At 58.8% G+C, this 14,877-nt stretch carries 9 protein-coding genes and 1 pseudogene; 7 read left to right on the top strand and 3 right to left on the bottom strand.

Annotation, left to right across the window (positions count from 1 at the left end; translation table 11 throughout):
• Positions 1–18: 18 nt before the first annotated feature.
• Entirely contained in the window at positions 19–1,470 is a 1,452-nt protein-coding gene (locus tag ACFPTO_RS18590; RefSeq protein WP_377713538.1) for a bifunctional 2-methylcitrate dehydratase/aconitate hydratase, read from the top strand.
• 90 nt (positions 1,471–1,560) lie between these two features.
• The gene (gene acnA, locus ACFPTO_RS18585) at positions 1,561–4,278 is read left to right on the top strand and encodes an aconitate hydratase AcnA (protein ID WP_377713536.1); all 2,718 of its coding nucleotides are present in this window, start codon (positions 1,561–1,563) and stop codon (positions 4,276–4,278) included.
• A 626-nt stretch (positions 4,279–4,904) separates the two neighbouring features.
• Here acnA and ACFPTO_RS18580 read toward each other — a convergent pair.
• Entirely contained in the window at positions 4,905–5,411 is a 507-nt protein-coding gene (locus ACFPTO_RS18580) for a hypothetical protein (protein ID WP_377713534.1), read from the bottom strand.
• Between the two features lie 659 nt (positions 5,412–6,070).
• Here ACFPTO_RS18580 and ACFPTO_RS18575 point away from each other — a divergent pair.
• Both ACFPTO_RS18575 and ACFPTO_RS18570 read left to right on the top strand, forming a co-directional pair.
• Entirely contained in the window at positions 6,071–6,661 is a 591-nt protein-coding gene (locus tag ACFPTO_RS18575; RefSeq protein ID WP_377713532.1) for a c-type cytochrome, read from the top strand.
• Positions 6,662–6,840: 179 nt separating this feature from the next.
• Positions 6,841–8,232 (top strand): cytochrome C, encoded by a 1,392-nt coding sequence (locus ACFPTO_RS18570; RefSeq protein ID WP_377713530.1) that lies wholly within the window; start codon positions 6,841–6,843, stop codon positions 8,230–8,232.
• Positions 8,233–8,241: 9 nt separating this feature from the next.
• On the opposite strand, the pseudogene ACFPTO_RS25180 reads toward ACFPTO_RS18570, so the two are convergent.
• A pseudogene (locus ACFPTO_RS25180) lies at positions 8,242–8,316 on the bottom strand (YaiI/YqxD family protein); the annotation flags it as partial.
• Between the two features lie 771 nt (positions 8,317–9,087).
• On the opposite strand from ACFPTO_RS25180, the gene ACFPTO_RS18565 reads away from it, so the two are divergent.
• On the top strand, positions 9,088–9,516 hold the full coding sequence (locus ACFPTO_RS18565; RefSeq protein WP_377713599.1) for a ribonucleotide reductase subunit alpha: 429 nt from the start codon (positions 9,088–9,090) through the stop codon (positions 9,514–9,516).
• A gap of 462 nt (positions 9,517–9,978) precedes the next feature.
• On the opposite strand, the gene ACFPTO_RS18560 is transcribed toward ACFPTO_RS18565, so the two are convergent.
• Positions 9,979–11,601: a methyl-accepting chemotaxis protein gene (locus ACFPTO_RS18560; protein WP_465262958.1), complete on the bottom strand. Its 1,623-nt coding sequence runs from the start codon at positions 11,599–11,601 to the stop codon at positions 9,979–9,981.
• Positions 11,602–12,861: 1,260 nt separating this feature from the next.
• Between ACFPTO_RS18560 and ACFPTO_RS18555 the strand changes: the two genes are divergently transcribed.
• Both ACFPTO_RS18555 and ACFPTO_RS18550 read left to right on the top strand, forming a co-directional pair.
• Positions 12,862–14,025 (top strand): hypothetical protein, encoded by a 1,164-nt coding sequence (locus tag ACFPTO_RS18555; protein ID WP_377713528.1) that lies wholly within the window; start codon positions 12,862–12,864, stop codon positions 14,023–14,025.
• Positions 14,026–14,261: 236 nt separating this feature from the next.
• Entirely contained in the window at positions 14,262–14,612 is a 351-nt protein-coding gene (locus ACFPTO_RS18550; protein WP_377713526.1) for a hypothetical protein, read from the top strand.
• The last annotated feature ends 265 nt before the right edge of the window (positions 14,613–14,877 follow it).

The following is a 14,877-nucleotide window of genomic DNA, read 5'->3' as shown; positions in this document are numbered from 1 at the left end:
GTCTCACGGAGCGTCTCGATGTCCGCATCGATCGCCAATATCCGGCCCGAGCCGGATCAGGTCCTCGTCGATATCGTCGACTACGTCCTGAGCTATTCGGTCGACAGCGCCCTCGCGCTGGCCACGGCGCGTCATTGCCTGATCGACACGCTCGGCTGCGGACTCGAGGCGCTCGCCTACCCGGCCTGCACCAAGCTGCTGGGACCGGTCGTGCCCGGCACGATCGTCCCGCACGGCGCAAAAGTGCCGGGCACCTCATTCCAGCTCGATCCGGTTCAGGCCGCGTTCAACATCGGCGCGATGATCCGCTGGCTCGACTTCAACGACACCTGGCTCGCCGCCGAATGGGGCCACCCGTCCGACAACCTGGGCGGCATTCTCGCGACCGCCGACTGGCTCTCGCGCACCGCCGTCGCCGCGTGCAAAGCGCCGCTCGCCATGAAGGACGTGCTCGTCGGCATGGTGAAGGCGCACGAGATCCAGGGCTGCCTCGCGCTGGAGAACTCGTTCAACAAGGTCGGACTCGACCACGTGCTGCTCGTGAAGCTCGCCTCGACCGCGGTGGTCGGCCAGCTTGTCGGCCTCACGCGCGACGAGCTGATCAATGCAGTCTCGCTCGCGATGGTGGACGGCCAGTCGCTGCGCACCTACCGGCACGCGCCCAACACGGGCTCACGCAAATCGTGGGCCGCGGGCGACGCGACCTCGCGCGCCGTGCGTCTCGCGCTGATCGCGAAGACCGGCGAGATGGGCTATCCGTCGGCGCTCACGGCGAAGACCTGGGGCTTCTACGACGTCTCGTTCAAGGGCCAGCCGTTCAGATTTCAGCGTCCGTATTCCACATACGTAATGGAAAACGTGCTGTTCAAGATTTCGTTTCCCGCCGAATTCCACGCGCAGACCGCCGCCGAAGCCGCGATGAAGCTGCACGGCGTGCTCGCGCAACAAGGCAGGACAACCGCGGACATCAAGCGGATCACGATTCGCACCCACGAAGCGGCGATCCGCATCATTGACAAGACCGGCCCGCTCGCGAACCCCGCCGATCGCGACCACTGCATTCAGTACATGGTCGCCGTTCCGCTTCTGTTCGGGCGCCTCACGGCGGCCGACTACGAGGACGACATCGCGTGCGACCCGCGCATCGACGCGTTGCGCGCAATGACAGTCTGTGTCGAAGACCCGCAGTTCACGAAGGATTACCACGACCCCGGCAAGCGCTCGATCGCCAACGCGCTGACCGTCGAACTGAACGACGGCACGACGCTCGACGAAGTCGTGGTGGAGTACCCGATCGGTCACCGGCGGCGCCGCGACGAAGGCATCCCGCTCCTGATCGAGAAGTTCCGGACCAACCTCGCGCGCCGCTTCCCCGCGAAGCAGCAGCAGGCGATTCTCGATGTCTCGCTTGATCCGGCGCGGCTCGATGCCATGCCGGTGAACGAATACGTCGACTTGTATGTGATCTGAGCAGTCAAGCAACTATCAGGTAAAACCTCAGGCTACAGCAGCAAACGTGTAATCAAGCGTTATTTCCGCGATTAAACGAAGGAAAACACCATGGCTCACAACCTCCACAAAACGCTGAAGGAATTCGACAGCGGTTCCGGCAAAGGCAAGTTCTACTCGCTGCCGCAACTTGGCAAGCAGCTGGGCGTGAAGATCGATCGCCTGCCGGTCTCGATTCGCGTCGTGCTCGAATCCGTGCTGCGTAACTACGACGGCAAGAAGATCGCGGAAGAGCACATCGAGCAGCTGGCCAACTGGAAGCCCACGGGCGCCCGCGTCGATGAAATCCCGTTTGTCGTGTCGCGCGTCGTGCTGCAGGACTTCACGGGCGTGCCGCTGCTCGCCGACATCGCCGCGATGCGCGGCGTCGCGAGGCAGGTCGGCAAGAACCCGAAGGTCATCGAGCCGCTCGTGCCGGTCGATCTCGTCGTCGACCACTCGGTCCAGATCGACTACTTCCGCCAGAAGGATGCGCTCGACCTCAACATGAAGCTGGAATTCGAGCGCAACAACGAGCGCTACCAGTTCATGAAGTGGGGCATGCAGGCGTTCGACACGTTCAAGGTCGTGCCGCCGGGCATTGGCATCGTGCACCAGGTCAACCTGGAATACCTCGCACGCGGCGTGCACAAGAAGACGGAAGGCGCTGACACCGTCTACTACCCGGATACGCTCGTCGGCACCGACAGCCACACGACGATGATCAACGGTATCGGCGTCGTGGGCTGGGGCGTGGGCGGCATCGAAGCGGAAGCGGGCATGCTCGGCCAGCCGGTGTACTTCCTCACGCCGGACGTCGTCGGCGTCGAGCTGAAGGGCAAGCTGCGCGAAGGCTGCACGGCAACCGACCTCGTGCTGACCCTCACCGAAATGCTGCGCAAGGAGAAGGTTGTCGGCAAGTTCGTCGAATACTTCGGCGAAGGCACGACTTCGCTGTCGCTGCCGGACCGCGCGACGATCGGCAACATGGCGCCGGAATACGGCGCGACGATGGGCTTCTTCCCGGTCGACGAAAAGACGATCGAGTACTTCCGCGGCACGGGCCGCACGCAGGCGGAAATCTCGGCCTTCGAAAACTACTTCAAGGCGCAGGAGCTTTTCGGCATTCCGAAGGCCGGCGACATCGACTACACGAAGACGCTCACGCTCGACCTTGCGACGGTCACGCCGTCGCTGGCCGGTCCGAAGCGCCCGCAGGACCGCATCGAAATCGGCAACGTGAAGTCGACCTTCACCGACCTGTTCTCGAAGCCGGTCGCGGAAAACGGCTTTGCCAAGAAGGCCGCCGACCTCAAGGCCGAATACACGACCTCCGACGACGTCAAGCTGCACAACGGCGACGTGCTGATCGCCGCGATCACGTCGTGCACGAACACGTCGAACCCGAGCGTCCTGCTGGCTGCCGGCCTGCTCGCGAAGAAGGCGGTGGAAGCGGGCCTCACGGTCGCGCCGCACATCAAGACCTCGCTTGCCCCGGGGTCGCGCATCGTCACCGAATACCTGACGAAGACGGGCCTCTTGCCGTACCTCTCGAAGCTCGGCTTCGAACTCGCGGCTTACGGCTGCACGACCTGTATCGGCAACGCGGGCGACCTGACGCCGGGACTGAACGACGCCATCACGAAGCACGATGTCGTCGCGGCAGCGGTGCTCTCGGGCAACCGTAACTTCGAAGCGCGCATCCACCCGAACATCCGCGCGAACTTCCTCGCCTCGCCGCCGCTGGTCGTCGCTTACGCGATCGCGGGCAATATCACGCGCGATCTGATGACCGAGCCGGTCGGCAAGGGCAAGAACGGCCGCGACATCTACCTCGGGGACATCTGGCCGACCAGCGACGAAATCAACGCGCTGCTCAAGTTCGCGCTCGACGCCGACGCCTTCCAGAAGAACTACAGCCAGCTCACGAAGAAGGGCGACCTGTGGAGCAAGATCGAGGGCGAAGAAGGCCAGGTCTACGACTGGCCGAAGTCAACCTACATCGCCGAGCCGCCGTTCTTCGGCAAGGAATTCTCGATGACGCCGTCGTCGGCGGTGGCTGAAGTCAAGGGCGCGCGCGCGCTCGGCATCTTCGGCGACTCGGTCACGACCGACCACATCAGCCCGGCTGGCTCGATCAAGGAAGACTCGCCCGCAGGCAAGTGGCTCAAGGCCAACGGCGTGCAGAAGTCCGACTTCAACAGCTACGGCTCGCGCCGCGGCAACCACGACGTGATGATGCGCGGCACCTTCGCGAACGTGCGGATCAAGAACCTGATGATTCCGGCGAACGCGGACGGCACGCGCGTTGAAGGCGGCCTGACGATCCATCAGCCGAGCGGCGAACAGATGTCGATTTACGACGCCGCGATGAAGTACATCGACGCCGACACGCCGACCATGGTGTTCGCGGGCGAAGAGTACGGCACGGGTTCGTCGCGCGACTGGGCGGCGAAGGGCACGCAGTTGCTGGGCGTGAAGGCCGTGGTCGCACGCAGCTTCGAGCGTATCCACCGCTCGAACCTCGTCGGCATGGGCGTTCTGCCGCTGCAGTTCAAGGGTTCGGACAGCGTGCAGTCGCTCGGCCTGACCGGCGAAGAAACGTTCGATGTCGAAGGTCTGACCGACGACTTCAAGCCGCAACAGGATCTGACGCTCGTGATCCACCACAAGGATGGCAAGGACCAACGCATCCAGGTGCTGCTGCGCATCGACACGCCGATCGAAGTCGACTACTACAAGCACGGCGGCATTCTGCCGTTCGTGCTGCGCTCGCTGCTGGCAGCGTAAGCGAGAAGCTTGCAGGTACCGCATCCGGCAACGGATGCGGTTACACTTGGGAGCCCGACGTGAGTCGGGCTTTTTTTTGGTTATTTGCGGATTTCGGTGGAGGATGGGCGATACCGGTTGGGGGCGGCCGGGAGCGGCCAGTCGAACTGCATGTCCAGATTGCCGTTGGTCAGGCTCTTGCCCCAGTGGCATAGAGATGGTCGACGCAGTATGCGCTGCCTTTCAGCTGCCTTTTGTCGCAGCCGTTCCACATGCATTTTGCAGCGGCATTTTCCCCGCGCGACTGAGCAAGATATTCCTTACGCTGGGCCTCATCTGAGGCGTTCCAGCTCTCAGCATCTGCGACCTTTACCGCAAGCTGAATCTGGTATTTTTCCCACTCATCAGCAGCCCATAGCTGTCCGCACACTGGGCATCGAAGAAGCGCTCTCCAGGAGCCAGCATCCACATGCTGGAAGGCGGGAAACAGGGACGGCAAAGTTCCGTCAATCCGGCGTATCGCAGGCTGATCGTGGCAATCACATTTCATGGGTATACCGCAGCTGCCCGGGCCGATTTTCAACAATTTCGAGGACACAATGGGTGAACGGCACGGGGCTTCTCCATTAAGCCATCAGCAAGCCGTTCTAGTTCTTCAGCAGCGCGCTGTAGTAGTCGGAAACATTATCCTGGGCTCCCTCGGTGATGCGTTTGAATGCTCGCGCCCACGGCCAGAAGATCGTACCCGAGTCGCTTCGCAGCGCCGGAAAGCGACTTTCTCCGAGCGTGGCAATACCCCGTTCGCCTCCATGATTCCGGCGGTAGACCTCGCCCACGTAACTTCCAAAACCCTTCGCAAACGACATGACCTGTTCGTCAGTCGGCTTGGGATTGGTGTTGGTATACGAAAGGTTCATTTGCGCCAAAGCCTTTTCGATATTCGCTATGCTCGCATCCGACCAATCTAGCTGGATAGCAAAATGTTTTGCGGCGATGTCGACAGTATCTTGCGCATAGGCTTCCGCCATCTTTTCGATTGCTGGATCGGACTGGAAGGACTGCCCTTCGCTCGCGGCGGCCAACGCAGCAGGCGCAATCAGGCAGGAAAGGCACGAAAGAAATGCCGCGATCAAGTGTTTCGCAACTATTTTCATTGAAAACCTAATTCTGACTAGACTGTTCACCCACACCGCGGCTGCAGTGCCGCGTGCGAAACGGAAGTGCTCTCGTTTCACGTGAACGGCAGATTTTGGAAAATCTGAAGGTCTGCTTCGGGTTGCGGCGGTTGGGGGGGATGTGATGGCTGCGGCCAAGTTTTTCAACAGAATCGGCCGAACTGGGTCCGTCGCTGCTTTACTTGACCCTGCAGATAGCGAACTATGTCAATACATAAAACGACCCTGAACTGCCCCTCGCGAGGGAGAAGTTCCACCGGCCGGTTCCAAAGGAATAACGGCCAGGTGCTCCTTCACATCAGGGAAACACTGATCAATTCCGCTTAGAGGTCATCGCAGACGAAGCGGGGGACATTGTACAAAGAAGCTCACGGAACGGCCCCACGCTCATGAAGCGGCAGATTGATTTTGCAGAAGCGTCCGATCGTGGTCGAAACACTCGAAATTCACCACTCAAGCGCCGCTGCTTGTGGCAACAAACCCGCACCGGTCGCATTTGCGGTACGACAAGTCGGTCTTCAGCGTTCCTTAAGAGTTGAGTTCAAAAAAACCATATACTTTCCGCGTGAGCTGATATCTTCCATTCGCTCGACCTGACGACAACGCTGAGAAAAATGATACTCGTTCCACGAACGTCCATGATCGCGTTGCTTGCCGCCGCTGGCCTCACGTTGGCGCCAGCTTTTGCACAAAGCCAGGATGGCGCCCGCATAGCCATGCAGATTTGTTCCGGCTGCCACGGTGTAGGCGGACGTAGCGAATCACCGATGTTTCCGAAACTCAACGCGCAGACATCCGAGTACATCGAAGCCCAGTTGAAAGGATTCCGCGAGCACGCGCGCGGCGAAAACACTGCCCGTGATTACATGTGGGGCATGGCCGCACTACTGGACGACAACGCCGCCAAATCGCTGGCCGACTATTTCTCGCACCAGCCGGCAACGCGAGGCGCGGCTGGAGATACCGCCTTGATGGCAAAGGGGCAGGAAATCTTCGAACGCGGCGTACCGGATAAGGGCGTGCCGGCTTGCGCATCATGTCACGGCGCGGAGGCTCAGGGAGCCGGCACATTTCCGCGACTAGCCGGGCAACATAAAGAGTATCTGTTGCATCAGATCGAGGTTTTCAAAAACGGCACCCGTGGCAATGCGCCTGTGATGAGCGCAGTGGCGCATACCTTGAATGACGAACAGGCCAGGGCCGTGGCGGCCTATCTTCAATCCAAATAAGATATTCCCCGCATGGCAAGTCGGTGCACTCTTAATAATCTATTTAGTACATCAATACATTATTGACTAATGTGCCGCCGCCGCGGCACAGCGAGATGCACCCATGGTTAGATGACCCGCCTTCGCTGTCTATTCCCTTACGGAAGAGTGCGACGCGGCGCGACACTGCAGAGGAAGAAATGATCACAACATCCGCTCTTGCCCGCGTCCGGACATCCTGCGACCTGCTTCGCCGCGCCTCGATTGCTGTATTGGCGGCGCTTTGTCTGTTCGACGCCTCTGCAGCCCATGCCTTGCCGATATTCGCACGACAGACGGGGCAAAATTGCGTGGCGTGCCACGCCGGCGGGCAATTTCCGGAACTGACTCCCTATGGGCGCTGGTTCAAGTTGAATGGCTACACCCTCGGCAAGCGCACGATTCCTATAGCCGCAATGGCCACGGTCGATATGAGCAAGACCAGGGACAACCTGGACTCCAACGCGATGCCCATCAATCCCAAAGACGGTCTTCCGATGTTCGATTCGGCCAGCATTTTCCTCGCCGGGAAAATCACCGATCATATCGGTGGATTCGCCCAGTTCACGTACTCGAATTACGATCACCAGAACGGTGACGGCAAGTGGCAGGGTCGCTGGGGGTCGGACAACACCGACTTCCGTTTTGTGGACAGTATCATCGGGGACACCAGCGACCTTGTACTCGGCCTGACCCTGCACAACAATCCGACCGTACAGGACGTCTGGAATAGCGCGCCGGCGTGGAGCTATCCCTATATCTCCTCAACGATTAGCCCGGTCGCCAAAATTCCGAACCTGCCGGTCATCGATGGGGCATTGGCCCAACAGGTCGTAGGCACAGGCGCCTACCTGTACTGGAACAAGACGATTTACGCGGAATTGACGGCGTACAGCACGGCCGATGGGATGTGGTCATTCCTGAGCCATGGCAACAGCGCGGGCGACCCGGCCCACCCGCAGATCTATCTGCGCGGGTACAACCCGTACGCGCGAATCGCCCTTACCCACGACTGGGGTCCACATAGTGTCATGGTAGGCACGTTCGGTTTAAACGTGAACGTCTATCCCAACGACGCAAACGCTTTTCCGATATTCATGCAAGGCGTAACCCGCTATCGGGATATTGGCGTGGATGCGCAGTATGAGTACCTTCTCGAACCGCATACGATCACCGCACAGGCACTCTATGTAAAAGAGAACATCCACGACCCGAACAATTTTGTCCTGGGCGACAGCACATCGGGGAATCTGAACAGCCTGCGGATTAAGGCATCGTACGTCTACCAGTCCAAATACGGTATCAGTCTTTCCTTCTTCAATACAACGGGCAGTTCCGACAGCGTCGCTTACGCCAGCAGCGCGAACTTTTCCCCTAACACGCAAGGCTGGACGCCGGAGATTTTCTGGATCCCGATGCAATACCTGCGCGTTGGCTTGCAGTACACGCATTTCGCCAAATACCTTGGGGCGAGCACCAACTACGATGGCAACGGGCGCAACGCAAGATCCAACGACACGCTGTTTCTATATTTGTGGGCTGCGTCCTGGTGACACAGGCTTCACTTCGGCACGCCGCGCGGCCCGAAACAGCATGGCTTTGGTGACAGCAGGACAGGCCTCAACCAGCACTTGTATGAGATGGATTTTGCCGCTGCAAAAGCCGTCCACGCGGATTCACGCACCAAGGTCCGCTATCCGGTGCGGATTTGACGTTTGAACGTCTCGTGGGAAAGCAGAGGTAATGGCGGGAGTTGGACGCACTCGGAAGTTCATGGATAGCGCATACGCGGTGGGTCGCCTAAACGCACGAACGGTTTCGTTCTACGACCCACTCCGGTCAGACAACGTTCTCCAAACCGGTCAGTCAGCCAAATCCAGATTTTGCAAACTGGAGTGCCACTAAGCGGCCGTTGGCGACCTTACCCAATCGGCCAGGAAGTATCATTCGCCCGAGGCGACGCCCGGACATTGAGACGTCGGCTCCACCCCAAGAAGCGGCCGAACGATTCGAGAAACCTTTTGCATCCGCCGGTTGAATCCGCAACCCGACGCGGACAGTCGGCTCCCTCCCTTGCGGCCGTTCACCACTGGTCGTGGCGCGATGAGGTGCCGACGCCTCCATGGAGGTGAGGCGCGCCGGCTTCGTAGAAGGGAGCAGTCATGGAGAATGGATCGACTCCGGGGAGGTGTTAGAGTTCTCAGGGTATAGTGGACATATAAGCCGCCAGAGAAAATCCCATCACATTGACGAGACCGGCCAGTTTCCCTCCATGTTCTCCGATGGGCAGTTCAAACTCCTCCACTTGTGGGCGGCTAAATTCCCCCAGGCAGGACGAGCGGATTATGTGTCGGATTCCACAGCCGACGTACTGCCTTGCCTTCACGACACCACACGGACGATTGATGATAAGTATTTCGAGTTTTGATGAACTTCTTCGCCTCGCACGGCAACAACCGGAGCCACAGCGTCTGCTATTCGTATTTACCTCAGTTGAGTTGCCCGATGATTGCACGCCAGACCAGCTGACCCGCTTCGAAGCGGGTCAGGGTGGCGCGTTGACACCACTGATGTGCGTGGACAAAACACCTGAGGAACTTGGTACGTTTAGCGATCTGCTCGCGGAATCACGGCAGGTGCTCCAGGAATGGGCAATCGTCTTCGTCGCGGCACTCTCGGGTAAAAACGGGTGTGTGCCGCGAACTGAGGATGCCGAAGCGCCGTTGAACAGGATGGTGGAATTGATCAAGACTGGTTCTGTCGGGATGTTTATTCCGTTCGATACCCACGGTCACCCAGTCCAATTTGGTCCCTCCTCTGAACAGATCTCTCATTGACGATGATGGTCTCGCCAATGACGCATTCTCCACAGGGCGGGTCAGGACGCAACGAAACGATTGATTCAGCTGCGCGCTTAGGGAGACGCAGCATGGCTATGCAGAGACGTTCACCGGATGCTTCGCCCAGACATTCAGCGGGTGGCTTCGCTCGGTCAGTCGAATGACCGTTGCGTCTTCAGGAGCCGCCATTGGCTGGGGGCGTGCTTGAACGGCAGTTCAGGATCGGGTTGCGTCAGTCCACTCCTCAAATTCATCACCGGAAAGCGGCCAGTGGAATTCTGCTTCCCGGAAGCGGCCAGTCGGCAGTGCGTGCTCCCGACCCATTGCCGTCGCTCGGCCTCGTGCAGTCGCTACGTTCGCTTCCGGGGTACAACGGCCATTCAGTGCGTCACTCTACCTGGCCGGTGCTCGGCTTTGCCAGCATCGTGTTACTCAAGGGTCGAATCTAGCCCGGGGATTCTACGCAGCGCCGACGCGAAATACCGAGATAGCCGTCTCCAGTTGCTCTGCCTGCTCTTTCAGCGATAGTGCTGCCGCTGACGCCTCCTCGACCAGCGCCGCATTCTGCTGGGTCACCTGATCCATTTGTGCCACCGCCTGATTGACCTGCTCGATACCCTTCGACTGCTCCTGGGACGCTGCAGTGATCTCGCCCATCAGATCGCTGACGCTTCGCACCGAAGCCAGAATTTCTGTCATCGTCTCCGTCGCTCGATCGATCTGCCTCGCACCGGTTTCGACGCGCTTAAGCGAATCCGTGATCAGTTCCTTGATCTCCCTCGATGCCGTAGCGCTGCGTTGGGCCAGGGAGCGCACTTCGCCAGCGACCACCGCAAACCCGCGCCCTTGCTCGCCCGCCCGCGCTGCTTCGACGGACGCATTCAGCGACAGAATATTGGTCTGGAACGCGATTCCTTCGATCACGCCAATAATTTCGGACATCTTGCCGGACGACTCGGACAGGTTCCGCATCGTCTGTACGGCGTCCCGCGTCGCCTGATTGCCCTGCTCAGTCAGAAGAGCCGTACTACTAACCACCTGATTGACCTGCTTCGCATAGTCAGCATTCTGGCGAACCGTCGAAGTCAGTTCCTCCATTGAGGCAGCGGTTTCCTCCAGCGATGCGGCTTGTTCTTCGGTCCGTTGCGACAAGTCCACGTTGCCGTCCGAAATTTCATGCGTGGCGGTGTTGATCGAATGCACGCCCTCGCGCACCACACCAATCGTCTGAACCAGATTGCCTTGCATCGCCTGCAGGCCGGTCATCAACTGCCCCATCTCGTCACCTGAATGGACCTCAATCCGCGTAGTCAGGTCGCCGTCGGCAATCGCCCTGAAATGGCCAAGTGCCTGGGTAAGCGGCGTACTGATCGCACGCTGCAGCGACCACCATGCGAGCGCCGCCGCACCGAGCGCGCCCAGAACACCGGCGAGGGCTACTTCAACGAACCAGTGGAAGCGGACCTGCGCAGCATCGAACGTCGCTCGGGCAGCATTGACCTGGATCTGATCAAGTGAATCCATGCTGTCGGACACATCGATGAACAGCGACGGTGGCGTGTGCCGCCAAACTTCAGGAATCTTCGCAGTATCACCAGCGGCAATCGCGCTGAACATCGGTTCAAGGCCGCTCTTGACGAGTGCATCGAACTTCGTATTCGCGTCGGCCGCGCGCTGCGCTTCGTCGAGGCTTGAGACCGGCAGCGCGCGATACGCGTCCCACGCCCTCATTGATGCGGTGAGTAGATCGCGGGACGTCCGGGCTTCCTGGGGCACGTCTGGGCTAGCCGGATCGAGCGCGATGCGATACAGCCAAAGACGGGCCCTCGATAGTGCTACGTTTGCCTGCGCAAGAGCCTCTGAAGAGGCTAGCCGGCTGGAATACATATCCTTCGTATCGTTGTTGCTCAATGACAGGCCGACGATACCCATGAGGCCGCCGATGACCAGCAGTGCTCCGAGAAAACCCATCGCCAGCGCGAGGCGTACACGAATGCTTATGTTCTTGACCATGGTGAGGGATGCTGTGAGCAGGAAGCTGATGACGCGGTGCATGCCCACCAGGCCAATTGGGTAGGGCATGTGCAGGTCGCAGCATCATTAACGGCCAAAAATCCCTAGCATTTATGCAACGTCAGTAATAGTCCTTTCCACGCAAATTACTTGATTCTCGTCATGAAATCTTGGTAGGGTGTGCGCCGCGTGCTTGTATTCGGAACGGCCGTATTCTGGATGCGGAACTGACGTTTAGTCCGTCGACCTCCGGTGGAGGCTAATGACTCTTGCTGGCCGGGTTGGGGCAGTGTCACCGGAAATTTGCTCGCCGGAAACCGGCCATTGAGCGGGGGCGGACGAGCCCCTGGCTATTCAAAATGGATATCGACCTCGACTGGCGGCTCGTGGCCGACCCTGAACAGCCCTTTTATGCGTCCGAGAAGAGACGTTCAGGCCGCAGGGGCTGTAGGCGACGCATTTCCGTCGAAATTCCCAGCGGCGAATCAGGGAATATGAAAAGTCGCGGCGATTTGGTGCCTTAGGAAATAGACGCTCACGCCTAATATAACTAAGCCCGTCAATACGCCAGCAACTCGTTGCATCGTGACATTCTTCGGCTTGGGTGTGTTGTCCATTAAGTCCCGTCTCTCTCTAAGGTGATTCATGGCGTACAGCACTACCGCCAATGCCCCAGCCCTGAAAATAGCGTCCCCTAGCGTCATGTTTGCCCCTAATGGATGACTCATTTTCACATCGTTGATTCAACACCTCTGAACACCCTACTGGTAAGCCTGTTTTTTGTCAGGCGTATTTATGGTGTTACCCGTGAACAAATGTCGACGATGTAGGCCAGATCGTCGAATGTCCCTTCATGGCCGAGGCTGTGTCAAAACTCGAAGTTACCCGGTTTTCGGGTGTCGCTTTACCCTTCCCGAAGCGTCGCGAAGCCGATACAGAGTGTTCTGGCATGTCGACTTTCTTGCTCGGTGTCGAAGTCGCGCGTTTTGACACAGCCTCGGCCGCACAGCGTCCCTCGACTGAGCACGTCGATCATTTCGGGCTCGCGTCTTTTGCAAATGACATAGATCGACCCTTCTCGGCCATACAGGCGCCCGAAACTGAACGTCAGTTATATGGAAGTACAGCTGACCTACGATCAGCCTGGTCGGCAATCGCATTTGTCCGCCCAGTCTGTCTTTGACGTTCGAGGAAATGTGCGATTTCGCACATGTATCGTTGACCAGTTTCACATCCTCATGTGATATTTCCGCAGCAACTCTTCGCCCGCATCGAAATATTTCTTGGAATGAATTCGCACGCCGCGGGCCTTCTGAAGTCGGGGACCCTATGATCGAACGATCAATCTTGATCTTCATTGCAGGCCTGTCGGTGGCCCAGCAAGCTGCTTCCCAGTCGAGCTACGCCGATACACCTCGTCTTGTCCACGAGGTGTTGATCGAGAAAGAATTGCTCCCGAACGCAAAGCACAGCGTGCGCGTCAATGGCCAACCTTCCATGCGTGCTGAAAGCGTGGCTCGGGAAAAAGCAGTTCGGGTAACTGAAGTCGGCTCAGCCGACACCGACATTCAGATTCTCAAAGCGGAAAGGGGCGCAGACAATGCGGCTAGCGCGCCATCGTTGAAGCCCGGAAGCCCGCGACCTGCCGGTCCGCGAGCGACTGCTTCACAGATCGAGCGGCTGTTCGCCATCCATCGATCGCAAACAACCAAAGTTCCAGGCATCGGTGCGCGCGACGACATCGACGTATGTGTCGAACGAAGCTTGCGTGAGGTAGACCCTGGCAATCGCGCCTGGAACCCGAACGACCCACGATGGGACACAATGCGATCGGTTATCACCCAGGACTGTGCAGCGCAATCCGATCTCATCAAGGCCAAGGTTGCGCCGGTGCTTACGAAAGCTTACCTCGATGCGCTTCGCCGAAGTTATGAAGCCCACCTGAGCAGCACAGAGGCAGATAACCTGATCCAATTTTACGAATCAGATACGGGCCACAGATACGTCGTATTTCAGGAGCGGCTAGCGCTAGCGGGTGGAAAGGGCGCGGCGCGACTCTTCAGTGGGAAGGCGGGTGCAGACGCTCAAGCCGCATCGTCCGACGCCATGAAGGCGAGGATGCAAATGCTTCGACTATCCACCACATTTGCCATGCTGATCGTGGCGACTCAGGACGCACGCCGCGCAGGGGGCGACGCGACGGGTGGACCTGCAATTGGCATGTTGATGAGCGTCACGGCCGCAAACCAGGGGGAGATGCTCGATCAAATTCGGCGCGAATATTCTCCCAACTTGCACGATTTCGCTGCCTTCGTCGAATCACCCGCGGAAACTGACGAACTGCGTGCGCTTTATGAGGCAACGGCCACGGCAGGTACGGCCGCAGGGAAATTCGCCATGGAATTGAGCCCGGAATTGAACGGAAACTTGAAGAGGTGGCGGGATCTCTACAGCTCGCTGCCGAAGGACAAGGTAGGTACACCGGCGCAATAACGACGCGCGAAGACCAATCCAAAACTCGAGCGAACTTCGCGGCACGGGTCGCCGTCTGCCATTGGAACAGTGTGATCACAGACCGCTTCGGGCATCGAAACACGCTGATTGCCCTGAGTCATCGCAGCTGGCCCACGACCGCATTGGAGGTGAGTCCAATGACTCTCAGCGTATCGTATGAAGCAGTGGTGCGGCTATGCGCACTCTCGGGAACCTCCTGACGGGACCTTGAAAAAATGACTCAAATACACACGTACCGCGCCATCACTCGCACGATCTTCGTGGGAGGAATCACGGTATTCGGAATCATTGCAGCGGGGGCAGGTGTGCTGGCGCTCTTTTCATGGTTAATGTTTGATGCCCCCAACGCGAGCCGCAATGTGCTGACATGGAACATGGCGATAGCGCTCTTTTGTTATCCGATCATATATGTCCGAGGACTTCCCAAAGCGATCAACGCTGTCAAGACTGCGGAGAAGCGGGCGCTTGGCCTCTGGCTGCTGGGGCAGGTTTGCGGTGTCGGATGGCTCGGAATTTCATACGGCTTGCTTGACGTGGTCTGTCATGGGAACTTTGCGTGCCGATAGAAAGGACAGCACGCCTTGCCATGTCATCCGTTAATCCAGCATCGCGAACCACTGAACATGATCCTTTGACGTGTCGGGAGGCAACACCTGCGCGCTCGCATTTATGGCACGAGTGAATGCACGAAGGACTGTTTGGATAGGCGAAGCGGACGCTCCGGCGTCGGAATGACCGTGCTGGGGAATGTCGCTTCATGGCCGAAGAACGAAACCGCTCGCGCGGTAGGGGGCTCCGGTCCGACGCAGGAGGTCAGGGAGGGGCCGGTCG

This window comes from Paraburkholderia denitrificans (assembly GCF_042655705.1).
GTDB lineage: Bacteria > Pseudomonadota > Gammaproteobacteria > Burkholderiales > Burkholderiaceae > Paraburkholderia > Paraburkholderia denitrificans.
The sequence above is the reverse complement of the archived record's forward strand: the minus strand, read 5'-3'. Positions and strand labels throughout refer to the sequence as shown.

Bases quoted from the DNA above. Each gene is read 5' to 3' on its own strand.
- ACFPTO_RS18550 (WP_377713526.1), top strand. From the start codon at position 14,262: ATGACTCAAATACACACGTACCGCGCCATCACTCGCACGATCTTCGTG.
- ACFPTO_RS18580 (WP_377713534.1), bottom strand. From the start codon at position 5,411: ATGAAAATAGTTGCGAAACACTTGATCGCGGCATTTCTTTCGTGCCTT.
- ACFPTO_RS18555 (WP_377713528.1), top strand. From the start codon at position 12,862: ATGATCGAACGATCAATCTTGATCTTCATTGCAGGCCTGTCGGTGGCC.
- ACFPTO_RS18575 (WP_377713532.1), top strand. From the start codon at position 6,071: ATGATCGCGTTGCTTGCCGCCGCTGGCCTCACGTTGGCGCCAGCTTTT.
- ACFPTO_RS18590 (WP_377713538.1), top strand. From the start codon at position 19: ATGTCCGCATCGATCGCCAATATCCGGCCCGAGCCGGATCAGGTCCTC.
- ACFPTO_RS18570 (WP_377713530.1), top strand. From the start codon at position 6,841: ATGATCACAACATCCGCTCTTGCCCGCGTCCGGACATCCTGCGACCTG.
- ACFPTO_RS18560 (WP_465262958.1), bottom strand. From the start codon at position 11,601: ATGCCCTACCCAATTGGCCTGGTGGGCATGCACCGCGTCATCAGCTTC.
- acnA (WP_377713536.1), top strand. From the start codon at position 1,561: ATGGCTCACAACCTCCACAAAACGCTGAAGGAATTCGACAGCGGTTCC.